Origin of the sequence: Rhodococcus sp. 14-2483-1-1, from assembly GCF_002259335.1 — a bacterium.
Lineage (GTDB): Bacteria > Actinomycetota > Actinomycetes > Mycobacteriales > Mycobacteriaceae > Rhodococcoides.
In genome coordinates, this window is the sequence record NZ_NPFX01000002.1 from 86,444 (window position 1) to 100,123 (window position 13,680).

Annotated in this window: 10 protein-coding genes; 5 read left to right on the forward strand and 5 right to left on the reverse strand. The window is 63.9% G+C overall.

The features are described 5' to 3' along the window. Nucleotides 1-76: 76 nt before the first annotated feature. On the forward strand, nt 77-1,030 hold the full coding sequence (locus tag CH294_RS00510; protein ID WP_032404710.1) for a HAMP domain-containing protein: 954 nt from the start codon (nt 77-79) through the stop codon (nt 1,028-1,030). A 32-nt stretch (nt 1,031-1,062) separates the two neighbouring features. Here the strand turns inward: CH294_RS00510 and CH294_RS00515 are convergent, their stop codons facing one another. Both CH294_RS00515 and CH294_RS00520 read right to left on the reverse strand, forming a co-directional pair. Next, on the reverse strand, nt 1,063-1,992 hold the full coding sequence (locus CH294_RS00515) for an SDR family oxidoreductase (protein ID WP_094736703.1): 930 nt from the start codon (nt 1,990-1,992) through the stop codon (nt 1,063-1,065). A 119-nt stretch (nt 1,993-2,111) separates the two neighbouring features. Next, nucleotides 2,112-2,951 (reverse strand): helix-turn-helix transcriptional regulator, encoded by an 840-nt coding sequence (locus CH294_RS00520; protein WP_032404708.1) that lies wholly within the window; start codon nt 2,949-2,951, stop codon nt 2,112-2,114. 74 nt (nt 2,952-3,025) lie between these two features. Here CH294_RS00520 and CH294_RS00525 point away from each other — a divergent pair, with 74 nt between their 5' ends. Then, nucleotides 3,026-3,751, forward strand: a complete 726-nt coding sequence (locus CH294_RS00525) for an SDR family oxidoreductase (protein ID WP_094736704.1) — start codon at nt 3,026-3,028, stop codon at nt 3,749-3,751. Nucleotides 3,752-3,766: 15 nt separating this feature from the next. Here the strand turns inward: CH294_RS00525 and CH294_RS00530 are convergent, their stop codons facing one another. Together CH294_RS00530 and CH294_RS00535 are read right to left on the reverse strand one after the other, a co-directional pair. Next, entirely contained in the window at nt 3,767-4,267 is a 501-nt protein-coding gene (locus tag CH294_RS00530; protein WP_094736806.1) for a metallophosphoesterase, read from the reverse strand. 33 nt (nt 4,268-4,300) lie between these two features. Then, a complete protein-coding gene (locus tag CH294_RS00535) occupies nt 4,301-7,576 on the reverse strand; it encodes an error-prone DNA polymerase (protein ID WP_094736705.1) in 3,276 nt (1,091 codons plus the stop codon). A 124-nt stretch (nt 7,577-7,700) separates the two neighbouring features. Between CH294_RS00535 and CH294_RS00540 the strand changes: the two genes are divergently transcribed. After that, nucleotides 7,701-9,830 carry an MMPL family transporter gene (locus CH294_RS00540; protein WP_032404705.1) on the forward strand — a complete coding sequence of 710 codons (2,130 nt, stop codon included), beginning with the start codon at nt 7,701-7,703 and terminating at the stop codon, nt 9,828-9,830. 34 nt (nt 9,831-9,864) lie between these two features. Next, entirely contained in the window at nt 9,865-11,865 is a 2,001-nt protein-coding gene (locus CH294_RS00545; protein WP_094736706.1) for an SDR family oxidoreductase, read from the forward strand. A 7-nt stretch (nt 11,866-11,872) separates the two neighbouring features. Here the strand turns inward: CH294_RS00545 and CH294_RS00550 are convergent, their stop codons facing one another. Beyond that, nucleotides 11,873-12,637, reverse strand: a complete 765-nt coding sequence (locus CH294_RS00550; protein ID WP_094736707.1) for a class I SAM-dependent methyltransferase — start codon at nt 12,635-12,637, stop codon at nt 11,873-11,875. Between the two features lie 55 nt (nt 12,638-12,692). On the opposite strand from CH294_RS00550, the gene CH294_RS00555 reads away from it, so the two are divergent. Beyond that, nucleotides 12,693-13,652 carry a helix-turn-helix domain-containing protein gene (locus CH294_RS00555; protein WP_170944540.1) on the forward strand — a complete coding sequence of 320 codons (960 nt, stop codon included), beginning with the start codon at nt 12,693-12,695 and terminating at the stop codon, nt 13,650-13,652. Nucleotides 13,653-13,680 lie beyond the last annotated feature (28 nt).

The following is a 13,680-nucleotide window of genomic DNA, read 5'->3' on the forward strand; positions in this document are numbered from 1 at the left end:
CGCTCTGCTCCATCACCCCGACACTCTGGACTGGTCTGCGGAGTCATGGACTCGCGCCGACCGGCATACTCGAAAAATGAGGAATTCGCGCGCGGCCGCTCGCCCGAGGGCGCTGTCGCTGCACGGCCGGATACGAGTGTTGACGATGAGTGTGGCGGCCCTCGCCGTAGCCGTGAGTGCGCTGGCGATCTATCTCGTTGCGGAGCAAGCCTTACGTTCGCAGATCATCGACCGCGTCGGCCGCAACAGCGACGCCATCATCGCCAGCGCGACATCCGGCCTGCCTGCCGGTTTGCTCGGCTTCGGCATCGAAGACACCGAGGGCACCAAGGTAAAAGTAGCGCTGGTGACGAGCGACGGCGCGTTGGTGACGTCGACGAACGGTAGCGAACCGTTCATCAACTCGGACGGCACCCTGGACGGCCCTGAAAAATCTGTCGTCGACGGTAGCGTCGATCGGTCGCTGCGTGAGGTCCGTGGCTATTACCTCTCGGCCCAACGCACCGACTCAGGCGCAACAATCATGGTGGCCGAATCGCTCAGCGAAGCGTCACCACTGCTCGCCAAGCTCACACTTGCACTCGTTATCGTCGGGGCATTCCTCGTAGCGCTGGCCGGTGTCGCCGGTGCCGCTGTTGCCCGAACCGGACTCCGACCGGTCCGACGCCTCCGTGCCGGCACCGAAAGAGTCGCCAGAACTGGAAGTTTCGAGCCGATCGACGTCAACGGAGACGACGAACTGGCCTCACTCGCCAACAGCTTCAACGAAATGTTGGCAGCGCTGTCGCGATCGCGAGAACGCCAAGGGCAGTTGATCGTCGATGCAGGTGCCGAACTGATGCAGCCGTTGACGGCACTGCGGACCAACATCGACCTACTGATGTCTCTCGACCGGCCCGACTCACCGGACATGCCCGAGGAAGAGCAGGATCGTCTACGCGTCGAGGTGATCGCTCAGATGGATGTCATCATCGGGTTGGTGCACGATTTGGTCGACCATGCCCGGGAACCCGCGCCGACACCCCGCTGACACTCGATGCGACGCAGTCGAAGTCGATCGCTTCAGGACGAGAGTCGCGCACCGGTCAGCTCTTCGGACGCTTCCCACAGCCGGCGTGCGTCGTCCATGTTGCGCAGTGGCTTCCACAGCCCGACCTCGGCCGGCGGTCCGCCGATCAACCGGGTGGGACCGACGAACTGATCACCGCGCGAGGCTGTACCCGCCGCGGCGATAACGCCCGGTTGCGCGGCGCTGTCCACTGTTCCTGCGATGCCGACGCGGGCAAGAACACCGATGAGCCGTCTTCCCGCAGAATCTTTCGGACGCCCCAGACCTGGTTGGGCCGCAAGCAGATTGGTCGGTGAAATTCCGGGATGGGCCATGTTGCTGGTGATTCCCCACCCACCGGCCCTGCTGCGTGCGTCGAGTTCGCGGGCGAACAAGGCCACCGCGAGCTTCGACTGACTGTATGCCTTCATGACGTCGTAGGAACGCTCCCAGTTCAGGTCGTCCCAGTTGATGGCCCCCGATCGCGCCGCGATGCTCGTCTGATGGGTGACTCGAGCACGGCCCGCACGAAGAAGCGGCAGGAGAGCGAGGGTGAGTGCGAAATGACCGAGGTGGTTGGTTCCGAACTGCAGCTCGAATCCGTCCTGAGTGACTTGGCGCTCGGGTGGCTGCATGACTCCTGCATTGTTGACGAGCACATCGATCGGCCGTCCTTCGGAGACGAGCTGGCTCGCCAACGCTGCAACCGAATTCAGTGACGACAGGTCCAACTCGCGCGTGCTGACCTGCGCTCCGGGTACCGAAGCCCGGATCGACTCGGCTGCGCGCTCCCCCTTGGCGGCAGAGCGCACCGGCATGACGACCTCTGCTCCGGCGCGCGCGAGCCGCGTCGCGATGACCGTGCCGATCCCGTCACTGGCTCCCGTGACGACGGCGCGCTTGCCGTTCAGGTCGGGGATGGATAGATCTGCGATGCGGCCCATATCAAGCTCCTCGGGTGTTGTGATCGTCCGGCTCGGACGTGCAGAACCCATGTTCGACTACCGTTTCGGGCTTATCCAGGACTTCCCGATCCACTGATACTCCGACACCCTGCACCGAGTCAGGACAGGACCTGTGTTCCCACCACCGCGAGCAGTTCCAATTTGGCGTAGCTCTCGCTGCCGGGTACTGCCGTGTACACCAACAGCCGATGCGCTTGCTCCGGGTCGAGAAGGGTCTGGCAGTTCAGTTGCAACATGCCGACCGTCGGGTGCAGGAACCGCTTGGACTCGGGTGGATGCACCCCCACTTCGCGCTTCTCCCACAGGGTTCGGAACTCCTCACTGACCTCGTGCAGCTCGGCGGCCAGATGCGCTGCTGTCGAGTCCGGCCCGCGAAGAGTGACGATCTCGCGCAGCCCCGACGCATACACCCGAGACAGCACGGCACGCTCGTCGGGCGGGTACGACTGCTGGGTAGCGGGGTCGGTGAACCAGCGATATCCCAGACTCCGGTTCGGCCCGGTGCGCAACGACGCATCGCCGGTCAATGCCGCGCCCAGCGGCGTCTGGCGCAGAGTTTCACCGAGCTCGGACACGATCTCGGCGGGGGTGTCGTTCAGTCGGTCCAGTATCCGCAGCAATCCTGGGCTGATGTGGTCGGTCGAGATCCCGCGCACAGGAGGAGCGTGCCCGGCGAGGCGGAACACGTGATCACGCTCGCCCAGCGACAGATGCAAACCTTGCGCGATCGACGCAATCATCTGCTCCGACGGCGCCGGACCGGACCCACGTTCGAGCCGGGCGTAGTAGTCGGTCGACATATGGCACAGTTCGGCGACCTCCTCGCGTCGAAGGCCCTGCGTTCGCCTGCGCTGTCCACGTGGAAGGCCGATGTCCTCGGGCTGCAACGACTCACGCCGCTGCCGAAGAAAAGCGGCCAACTCCGGCCGATCGATCATCACAGACCTCCTTCCGTCGAATGCGGTTGGTGCTTCCGCAATTGTGCCCTCTCCACGGTGGCTATTGTCGAACGATGAGCGCTCCCTTGACCATCGTCACCGGTGGCAGCCGCGGGATCGGTGCCGCCGTGTCCCGACGGTTGGCTGCCGACGGGCACGATGTGGTGATCGGCTACCGTTCCGATGCCGTCGCTGCCGAGAGACTCGCCACCGAGTTGTCGACATCCGGCCGAACTGTGGTCGCGGTATGCGCCGACACCACCGACGAGCAGGCGGTCTCCGCCCTGTTCGCCGCGGCCTCGGAGATCGGCACCCTCACCGGATTGGTGAACAACGCGGGCTCGGCACGCGCCGTCGGGATGCTGGTGGACAACGACATCGAGACCATCAGAGCAGACCTCGATGTCAACTTGATCGGGGTGATCACCTGCTGCAAATATGCGATCGCAGCGATGGCCGAATCGGGTGGAGCAATCGTCAACATGTCCTCTGCTGCCGCCACCCTCGGTAGCCCCGGAATGTACGTGCACTACGCGGCAGCCAAGGCTGCGGTCGATACACTGACCGTCGGTCTGTCCAAAGAGGTTGCCGCGCAAAATATTCGGGTCAATGCAGTGGCACCCGGAATCATCGAAACCGACTTCCACCGAGATCGACAACGGCCGCAGAAGATGGCGTCGAACATCCCCCTCGGTCGCCCAGGTGTGCCGGACGAGATTGCCGGTGCGGTGTCGTGGCTGCTCTCCGCCGATGCGCAGTACGCCACCGGAACCGTCGTTCGGGTGGCCGGCGGTATGTGAACGCCTCGGCTGCCACTAACGAGGTGCGATGCGGTGCAGTTCGACTTCTCCGAGCTCCCCGTTCTCGGCAACGGCCGTCATGTAGGTGCAGAACGGTTGCCGACGCCGATCCGTAGGAGATCCTGGGTTGAGCAGCCGTAGACCGTTGTCCGCGAAGGTGTCCCATGGTATGTGACTGTGCCCGAACACGAGGACGTCCGTGTCCGGGTATGCCGCCGCCATGCGTCGTTCACGGCCCGTCGCGGCACCGGTCTCGTGCACCACGGTGAACCGAACTCCGCCGAGCAAGACGTCGGCGCGCTCGGGCATCAGAGCCCGCAACTCGTCACCGTCGTTGTTCCCCCAGCACGCGACCAGAGAACGCGACCGCTGCGACAGTGCCTCGAACGATGCGAGGTCCACCCAATCACCGGCATGGATCACGACATCTGCGTCGTCGACAGCCGACCACACTTCGTCGGGCAGGTCGCGAGCACGCTTCGGGAGATGAGTGTCGGCAATCAGCAGCAGCTTCACCACTCGATTGTGCACGCGAGCGGTGCGGCCCGGTCAACGAAAGTCCCTCGACCTGGATGCGACTCGCAGATCCATCAGTTGCAGATGGTCTGCCACCACGGTCACCGCGCCCTCTGCGTTCTGCACTTTGCCTCGAATGAGCAACGCCGGAGCCGTGATTGCCAACTTGCGGTACTTGGCCCACAATCCCACCGAGCACACCACGTTGACCATGCCGGTCTCGTCCTCGAGGTTGATGAACGTGACGCCTCCGGCAGTGGCAGGCCGCTGGCGATGCGTCACCGCACCGCCGACGAGCACTCGGTCGCCATCGGGGATCTGCAGCAGCCGGTTCGCGGGAATCACGCCGAATGAATCGAGCCGATCGCGAAAGAACTGCGTGGGATAGGAATCCGGTGACACACCGGTTGCCCAGACGTCGGCCGAGGCCAGATCGAGATCCGACATTCCCGGCAGCGCAGGCGCTTTCGTCGACGCGCCGATGCCGGGGAGAAGACCAGGCCGCTCCCCCGCGGCCGCGCCTGCAGCCCACAACGCCTCTCGACGTGTGATGCCGAAACACCCCAGTGCGCCGGCCGTGGCCAGTGCTTCCGCCTGCGCAACCGACAGTTCGACACGACCGGTCAGATCCAGGAACGAGGCGTACGGCCCGTGCGAGTTCCGAGCATCGACGATCTTCTGAGCCAGTGCGGTACCGATGAACTTCACATCGGCCAACCCCATGCGAATCTCGAGGCCGTCTCCCTCGAGATTCGCATGACCGAGACTGGCATTCACGTCGGCACCGTGTACCAGCACGCCGTGCCGCCTGGCATCGGCGACCAAGGACTGCGGTGAGTAGAAACCCATCGGCTGGGCGCGCAGCAAGCCTGCACAGAAGGCCGCCGGATGATGCAACTTGAACCACGACGAATAGAAGACCAACGAGGCAAAACTCTGCGAATGACTCTCGGGGAAGCCGAAATTGGCGAATGCCGACAGCTTTTCGTAGATGCGGTCGGCAGCCTCACCGGTGATGCCGTGCAGATCGCGCATCCCGTCGTAGAATCGCCCGCGCAGCAGCTCCATCTTCTCCGGTGATCGCTTCGATCCCATGGCACGACGCAATTGATCTGCGTCGGCGGCACTGAAACCGGCAACATCGATGGCCATCTGCATCAGCTGTTCCTGGAACAGCGGAACTCCGAGAGTTCGATCGAGTGCCTTCTTGAGCGACGGGTGCTCGAAGATCACCGGCTCCAGCCCGTTGCGACGCTTGATGTACGGGTGCACCGAACCACCCTGGATCGGACCGGGACGGATCAGGGCGACCTCGACCACCAGATCGTAGAAGTTACGTGGCTTGAGCCTCGGCAGAGTGGCCATCTGCGCGCGGGATTCGACCTGGAACACCCCCACCGAATCGGCTCGTTGAAGCATCTCGTACACCTCGGGCTCGGACAGGTCGATCGAGGCGAGGTCTATGTCGATGCCCTTGTGCTCGGCGATCAGGTCCATCATGTAGTGCAGTGCCGAGAGCATGCCCAGCCCGAGCATGTCGAACTTCACCAAACCCACTGCGGCACAATCGTCTTTGTCCCACTGCAGCACACTGCGATTCTCCATCGTCGCCCACTCCACCGGGCAGACATCTGCGATCGGCCGATCGCAGATCACCATGCCGCCGGAGTGAATGCCGAGGTGCCGCGGGAATCCCTCGATCTGCCGCGCGAGTTGGAGAACCGACTCGGGAATACCGTCACCTTCCTGATCACCGATTCCGGACCAGCGGGTGATCTGCTTGCTCCACGCGTCCTGTTGTCCTTGCGAGAAGCCGAGTGCGCGGGCCATGTCTCGTACCGAGGACTTGCCGCGGTAGGTGATGACGTTGGCCACCTGAGCGGCATGGGTGCGGCCGTACTTGGCGTAGACGTGCTGGATCGCTTCCTCGCGGCGATCCGATTCGATGTCGATGTCGATGTCGGGTGGGCCGTCGCGTTCGGGTGCGAGGAACCGTTCGAACAGCAGCTTGTTGGCCACCGGGTCGACGTTGGTGATGCCGATGGCGTAGCAGACAGCAGAGTTCGCTGCCGAACCTCTTCCCTGACAGAGAATGTCGTGTGTCTTGCAGAAATGGACGATGTCGTGGACCACCAGAAAGTAGCCGGGGAACTCGAGCCGCTCGATGATGTCGAGTTCGTATTCGAGCTGCGAATACGCCGCCGGATTCGCCGATTGCGGGCCATAGCGTCGGGCCGCGCCCTCGAACGTGAGTCGCCGCAGATAACTGATCTCGGTGTAACCGTCGGGCACCTCGAACGGCGGCAGGCGTGGCGCGATCAGTTTCAGATCGAACGAGCACTCACGACCGAGCTCGACGGCACCGCGCACCGCGCCCGGATAGTGCTCGAACAATTCGGCCATCTCCGCCCCGGACCGAAGATGTGCGCCGCCCGTCGGTGCCATCCAACCGGCGGCCTCGTCCAAGCTGCTGCGCGCACGTACCGCAGCCATTGCCATGGCCAACCTCCTACTGCGCGGACTCGCGTAGTGCGCGGCCGTGGTCGCGATCATCGGAAGGCCGTACTTGCGAGCCAGTGCCGCGAGCGCATCGTTGCGCTCGTCGTCGTCGGCAACTCCGTGCCGGGTGAGTTCGACGGTCACGCGGTCGGGACCGAAGCGGTCGACGAGAGTGCGCAGTGCGGCCTCGGCCGCCTCCGGACCACCGCGCGAGAGTGCCTGCCGAACATGACCCTTCCGGCAACCGGTGAGAATCTGCCAGTGACCGCCTGCAGCTTCGGTGAGCTCGTCGATGTCGTACTGCGGCTTGCCTTTGACCCCACCGGCCAGGTGCGCGGCCGCGATCCGACGCGAGAGCCGTCGATACCCCTCTTGACCGCGGGCGAGCACCAACAGATGAGTGCCGTCGGGGTCGGTTGCTCCGGCCCTGGATCGGTCGCTGTCGAGCGATAGTTCGGCACCGAACACGGTTCCGATGCCGAGAGCTCTGGCCGCCTCTGCGAAGCGAACGACTCCGTAGAAACCGTCGTGATCGGTGATGGCGATGGATTCGAGGCCGAGGCGTACCGCTTCTTCGACCATCTCCTCCGGCTGCGAGGCACCGTCGAGAAAGCTGAACGCCGAGTGCGCATGCAATTCTGCATACGGCGTCGTGGACAGCACGGGCTTGTCGATGGTGCGGTCGTAGACGTCCCTCTTTCGCGACCACGCCGGGCTGTCGCCGCCGTCACCCTCGGCCGCAGGCTTGGGACGTCCGGACAGGACGCGCTCCATCTCCGACCACGTGGGTGGTCCGTCGTTCCATCCCATCGAGCCCTCCCCACACCACATCACTGTTGCATCGAACACTTGTTCTAATGAGAGCACGAGGGTCCGACACGATCAACTACAGTCGAGTCGCCACTGACCCCTTCCACAGAGCCGGAGCACCGTCGTGACCCGTTGGGCCTCGTTCGTCGTATCGCACAAACGATGGGTACTGGCAGTCGTCGTTGTCGTCGTCGCCGTCGGCGGGGTGTTGGGACTGAGCGTCTTCTCGAAACTGAGCGAGGGCGGCTACGCCGACGCCGGCAGTGAGTCGTCCGAGGTGGCGCGGCTGGTGCAGGGCATCGGTCAGCCGACACCGGATATCGTGGCGATCTACACCGCACCCGACGGCGAAACGATCGACGACATCGGGCCCCGAGTACAGGCGACGCTCGACGAGTTCACCGGTCGATACACCCTCGGCAACGTGAATTCGTACTGGACCGCAGACCCGGTCAGCAAAGAATTCCTGGTCTCGAAGGACCGAACGAAGGCGCTGGTGACGGTATCCCTCGGCGCCAACTCGGGCGTCACGTTCAATACCTTCGGCGAACTTCCGCCCCAGCTCGAAGTGCCCGGCGTCGAATCGCAGTTCGCCGGAGCGTCGGTGGTCGGAGTTTCGCTCAGTGAGACCCTCGAAAGCGACCTCGTCCGCTCGGAGCTCATCGCTGTTCCCATCACACTGCTGCTGCTGATCTTCATCTTCGGCGGCGTGATCGCCGCGGCGGTTCCGGTGTTCGTCGGCATCCTGAGCGTGCTCAGCTCCCTGGCGATCCTGCGTGTCCTCACCGAGTTCACCGAAGTCAGTTCGTTCTCGATCAACGTCGCGTCTCTGTTGGGGCTCGGCCTGGCCATCGACTACGGATTGTTCATCGTCAGCAGGTTCCGCGAGGAATTGCGAAGCGGGTCGACGTCGGTCGACGCGACCGTCCGCACCGTCGCCACTGCCGGCAAGACCGTCGTCTTCTCGGGATTGCTGTTGGTCTGCGCGTTCGCCGGCATGCTCGTTTTCCCCCAGGCGGTGATCCGGTCCCTCGGATTCGGTGCCATGGCCGCGGTGGCGAGCGCCGCTGCCCTGTCACTGACCGTCGTTCCGGCACTGCTCGCAATTCTCGGCACCCGAATCAATTCCTGGACCTGGTCACGCACCGCGTCCGATCGCAGCGATGCACGCGCACACAAGTTCTGGGGTGGTGTGGTCACCCGTGTGATGAAGCATCCGGGGATCGTCGCAGCCGTCATCGTCGCTGGGTTGCTGATCATCGCCACCCCGATCCTCAAGGTCTCGCTCGGCGAGGTCGACTACACGGCGTTGCCGAAAGACAACCCTGCGCGCATGGCGTTCGAGACACTCGGTGCCGACTTCGAGTCGACCGGTGACGGTGCCACCGTCGTTCTTCGTGGCCTGGACGGCGTCAAGCCTCAGGGCGCACCCATTGCGGCTCTGACTTCGGCTGTGGAATCCACGCCCGGTATCGCCCGCGCCGAATTCATCGGTTCCAAAGACGATTTCGTGACCCTCGAGGCGGCCTACAGTGAACCGACCGGTGGACTGACCGAGGCCGAATCCCAATCCGACTCAGTGTCTGCATTGCGTTCGATCACCCCTCCGGACGGGACCGAGATCCTCGTCGGCGGCAGCCGCGCGAACATCGACGACGGAAATGCGGCCATTGCGAAGTGGCTACCGGTGATGATCTCGATCATGGTGGTCTCGACGCTGGTACTGCTGTTCCTGGCGTTCGGCTCGATCGTGTTGCCGATCAAGGCCGTACTGATGGCAGGGCTGAGCTTGGGCGCGACATTCGGTGCCCTGACGTGGGTGTTTCAGGAAGGCCACGGCGCAGGACTGATCGGCGTCACTCCAGGACCACTCGAATCGACGTTCGTGGTCCTCATCCTCGCGGTCATCTTCGGCTTGTCGACCGACTACGAAGTGTTCCTGATGTCTCGCATGGTCGAAGCTCGCGCGGCGGGAGCGAGCACCGAAGAAGCCGTTGTCTTCGGTGCTCAGCGCACCGGACGTATCGTCACCGCGGCAGCGCTGATTCTGATCGTGGTGACCGGGGCGTTCACCATCTCGGGTCTGTCGATCATGAAGTTTCTCGGCTTCGGCGTCATTCTCGCCCTGATCATCGACGCCACCATCATCCGCATGCTGCTGGTTCCGTCCTTGGTCAAGCTCATGGGTGAGGCCAATTGGTGGGCTCCGGCATGGATGAAGAAAGTGCACGACAAGGCCGGTATAGGCCACTAGCCCAGGAACTTACTTCGGAGTAAGGTCGGCTCGCATGGCGAACTACATCGTGACCGGCGGTACCGGGTTTCTCGGTAAGAACGTCCTACCCCGACTGCTGGAGCGCGACGCGAACGCCGTGATCCACGTGCTGGTGCGTCCGAACTCGGTGGCTCGCCTCGAGCGACATGCACAGCAGCTCGAGGGCGGCGATCGGATTCGTCCGTTGATCGGCGATCTCACCGAGCCCGAACTCGGACTCTCCGACGTGCCGTCCGACATCGACCACATCCTCCATCTCGGTGCCGTCTACGACCTGACCGCAGGCGACGAGCAGGCACCGACCAATGTCGCCGGAACCGCCTCGGTCATCGGCCTGGCCGAGAAGACCGGCGCTCGGCTGCATCACATCTCGTCGATCGCCGTTGCCGGAGACCACCGAGGAACGTTTTCCGAGAACGATTTCGACCTCGGCCAGAGGTTCCCGACGGCCTATCACCGCACCAAGTTCGAATCCGAGAAATTGGTACGCGACAGCACCGCGGACTGGCGGGTCTACCGGCCTGCCGCGATCATCGGGCATTCGGAGACCGGAGCCATCGACAAGATCGACGGCCCGTACTACTTCTTTCCATTCTTTGCACAACTGGCCAAGCTGCCCTCCGTGCTACCGATCACGGTGCCGAAGATGGGCGCTACCAACCTGGTACCGGTCGACTACGTCGCCGACGCCATTGTCGAGCTCGTACATCGAGACACCTCCCCCGGCAGCGTGTTCCATCTGGTCAATCCGACGCCTCAGTCGATGGCAGAGGTCTATGCCGCGTTCTCGTCGGCTGCCGGATCTCGCGCGAGAATCGTCGACGTACCCGGAGCGTTGGTCGCTCCGGTCGTCTCCCCCAAGTCCAGGGCGGTACGAAAGCAGCGCAATGCCGCCCTCCGTGATCTCGGCGTCCCACCGGTCATGCTCGATCACCTGACGCTGCCCACGGTGTTCGAGTCGGCAGCGACGCAGAAAGCGTTGCAGGGCAGCTCGATTACGCCGCCGCCACTGCGTACGTACGCAGATCGAGTGTGGACGTACTGGCAGAAGAATTTCGATCCCAAGCGCAACCGCCGAAACGACCCACGCGGGCCGTTGTTCGGCCGTCACATCGTCATCACCGGTGGCTCGTCCGGCATCGGCCGAGCCAGTGCCGAGGCGGCTGCCCGCAAGGGCGCGGTGGTCATTCTGCTCGCGCGCGGCCAGGATCAGCTCGACGAGGTGGTCGAGCACATCCGCGAATCGGGCGGCACCGCCTACGGCTACCCGTGCGATGTCACCGACAGCGAATCGGTGGATCAGACCGTGAAAACCGTTCTGAGCGAACACGGTCATGTCGACATGCTGGTGAACAGCGCCGGTCGATCCATCCGCCGGTCACTCTATCGATCCACCGATCGGTTGCACGACTACGAACGCACCATGGCCGTCAACTACTTCGGGGCGATTCGATTGGTACTGGCGTTGCTGCCACACATGCGCGAACGTCAGTTCGGGCACGTCGTCAATATCTCCAGCGCTGCGGTCCTGGGACACCCTCCTCGATTCTCGGCCTACGTGGCCAGCAAGGCCGCGCTCGACGGCTTCACCGATGTTGCTGCCGCAGAAACACTCTCGGACGGAATCACCTACACCACCATCCACATGCCCCTGGTGGACACCCCGATGATCACTCCGACGGGCGACAAGAACGTCGGCCCAGTGTTCTCACCCGAAAAGGCAGGGGCGATGGTGATCCGCGCGCTGAGCGACAAGCCCAAACGCATCGACACACCGCTGGGAACGCTCGGACAATTCGGAGCCATCTTCGCCCCCAAGGGTAAAGACCGCACGATGCACCAGCACTACCGCACGTTCGCCGAATCCGCGGCGGCCAAGGGCGAGGTGGCAACACCCATCGAGGACGGGACGGTGCCCTATCGAGTCCGCCCCTACGATCCGAAAGCTCCGACCGCACGCATCGGCAAAGTTGTCCGGCGTGTCGGGAGATTGGTTCCCGGCACCAGTTGGTGAGGTCCAGTCATGGGGCCACGGCGGTCCATAGAGTCCAGCGATCGCGTTCGATCAACTCACCGGCGGCCAGGCGACCGCGTAGATACTCGACCAACTCCGCGAGTTCGACGTCGGAGAGTTCGTGCAGGATGGAGCGCCCGGTTCTGCCGGCGATTTCTGTCAGGTACTGCTCGCGATTCTCGTAGCGTCGACGGGTTTCCCAGAGTGGTTGCGTGGCTACATCGGTGAATCCTGCCCCAGCGAATGCGGCCACGACGTCGTCGACGTCGTGGCGGCGGCGGCCCTCGACCTCCGTCAACCGGGGAAACGCGTCGAAGAGATATCCGCGCGGGTTCGTAGGCGATCCTGTCAGTGTCGCGTCCTCGCTCGTCCGATCCTGGACGATCGCGATACCACCCGGCCGCAGCAGCCGGAGCGCTTCGGCCGCCACCGCGGAGGCATCGGGCAGATGATGGACCAGAGCGCGAGCGAACACGATATCTGCCAGGCCGTCGGGTAGGCCGGTACGCTCGGCGGGTGCACACTCGAACGCAATGTCCGCGGGCGACGATCGGCGAGCGGACTCCAGGATCGGTGCACTCGAATCGACTGCTGTGACATGCGCTCCCAGCGTGCGCCATGCACGCGCATAGGTACCCCCGCCACATCCGAGATCGATGACGTGCGCGCCGACCGGATCGACGATGTCGGTGATCGCGGCACCCCAGGAAGGGTCGGCCTCGCGGCCGGAATAGGTGTCGCCGTTGGCTGGATCTTCGAAGTCGATGGGCATGTGGATCAGTACATCGAGCACGGTTGCCGGTCGCCACCATTTAGTGTGGGACTACATGCTCGCACTTCATCTCCGGGCCGCCGACCTGGCGGATACCTCGTTGACCGTCTCGCCGCTGTTCGAGACGGTCCTGAGCCTGCGCGCCTGGACCTCGCCGAATCGGCACCGTCTGCACGAGCCGTGGCGGAGACGCGTCCTGACGGCATGGCAGCTGTGCGACACCGAGATGCTGACGGCGTTGGTCTCTCCCGAGGGCAGGATCCCGGACTTTCTCGCTCCCCGTCCGCCCACCGAATCCCCGGCCTTCGACGACGAGATCGCCGTTGTCGGAGCGACACCGGCAGCGGAGATGCGACGCGACATCGCTGCCGCCTTCTCCACTGACATTCCTGCGGTCCTCATCGGTCCGGCCCGAGCGGTGCGCACCCGTACAGTCCAGGCGCTCTCGCAGTATTGGGCCACGTGCCTCGAACCCGACTGGTCCCGGATCCGAGCCGTACTGGACGGCGATGTGGACTACCGAGCACAACAGCTCTCGCACTTCGGGGCGCGAAAGATGTTCGAGCACCTCGATTCCCGAGTTCGATGGGACGACGGTGTGCTGTGGGTCGATCGGCTCGAAGACCAGGTGTGGGTCGACGTCGACGGACGTGGACTTCCACTGATTCCGTCGGTGTTCGTACACGGTGCGATTACTCAGATCAGCCCGACGCGGGCTCCGTCACTGGTGTATCCAGCCCGCGGGCGCGGCGCAGTGTGGAACATGGCACGGACAGCTCCGAACCGAGCGCTGACCAATCTCCTCGGCACCCACCGTGCCACGGTTCTCACGCTGCTCGACGCGCCCACCACCACCGGGGAAATCGCTGCCGCACTTGGTGTCTCACCCAGCGCGGCGAGCCAGCATCTTCGTGTTCTGCGCGAAGCGGCCGTGGTGCGCCGCGTCAGACAGGGACGGTCGGTGCTGTACGTACGCACTCCCCTCGGGGAGGAGTTGGTCGAGCCGAGTCGATAGATCCCCTACGACACGCTGTTGTTCGGTG

Excerpts from the sequence above, each read along its gene's own strand:
- CH294_RS00545 (WP_094736706.1), top strand. The coding sequence starts at position 9,865 with ATGGCGAACTACATCGTGACCGGCGGTACCGGGTTTCTCGGTAAGAAC.
- CH294_RS00535 (WP_094736705.1), bottom strand. The coding sequence starts at position 7,576 with ATGGGATGGAACGACGGACCACCCACGTGGTCGGAGATGGAGCGCGTC.
- CH294_RS00515 (WP_094736703.1), bottom strand. The coding sequence starts at position 1,992 with ATGGGCCGCATCGCAGATCTATCCATCCCCGACCTGAACGGCAAGCGC.
- CH294_RS00510 (WP_032404710.1), top strand. The coding sequence starts at position 77 with ATGAGGAATTCGCGCGCGGCCGCTCGCCCGAGGGCGCTGTCGCTGCAC.
- CH294_RS00555 (WP_170944540.1), top strand. The coding sequence starts at position 12,693 with ATGCTCGCACTTCATCTCCGGGCCGCCGACCTGGCGGATACCTCGTTG.
- CH294_RS00550 (WP_094736707.1), bottom strand. The coding sequence starts at position 12,637 with ATGCCCATCGACTTCGAAGATCCAGCCAACGGCGACACCTATTCCGGC.
- CH294_RS00525 (WP_094736704.1), top strand. The coding sequence starts at position 3,026 with ATGAGCGCTCCCTTGACCATCGTCACCGGTGGCAGCCGCGGGATCGGT.
- CH294_RS00520 (WP_032404708.1), bottom strand. The coding sequence starts at position 2,951 with ATGATCGATCGGCCGGAGTTGGCCGCTTTTCTTCGGCAGCGGCGTGAG.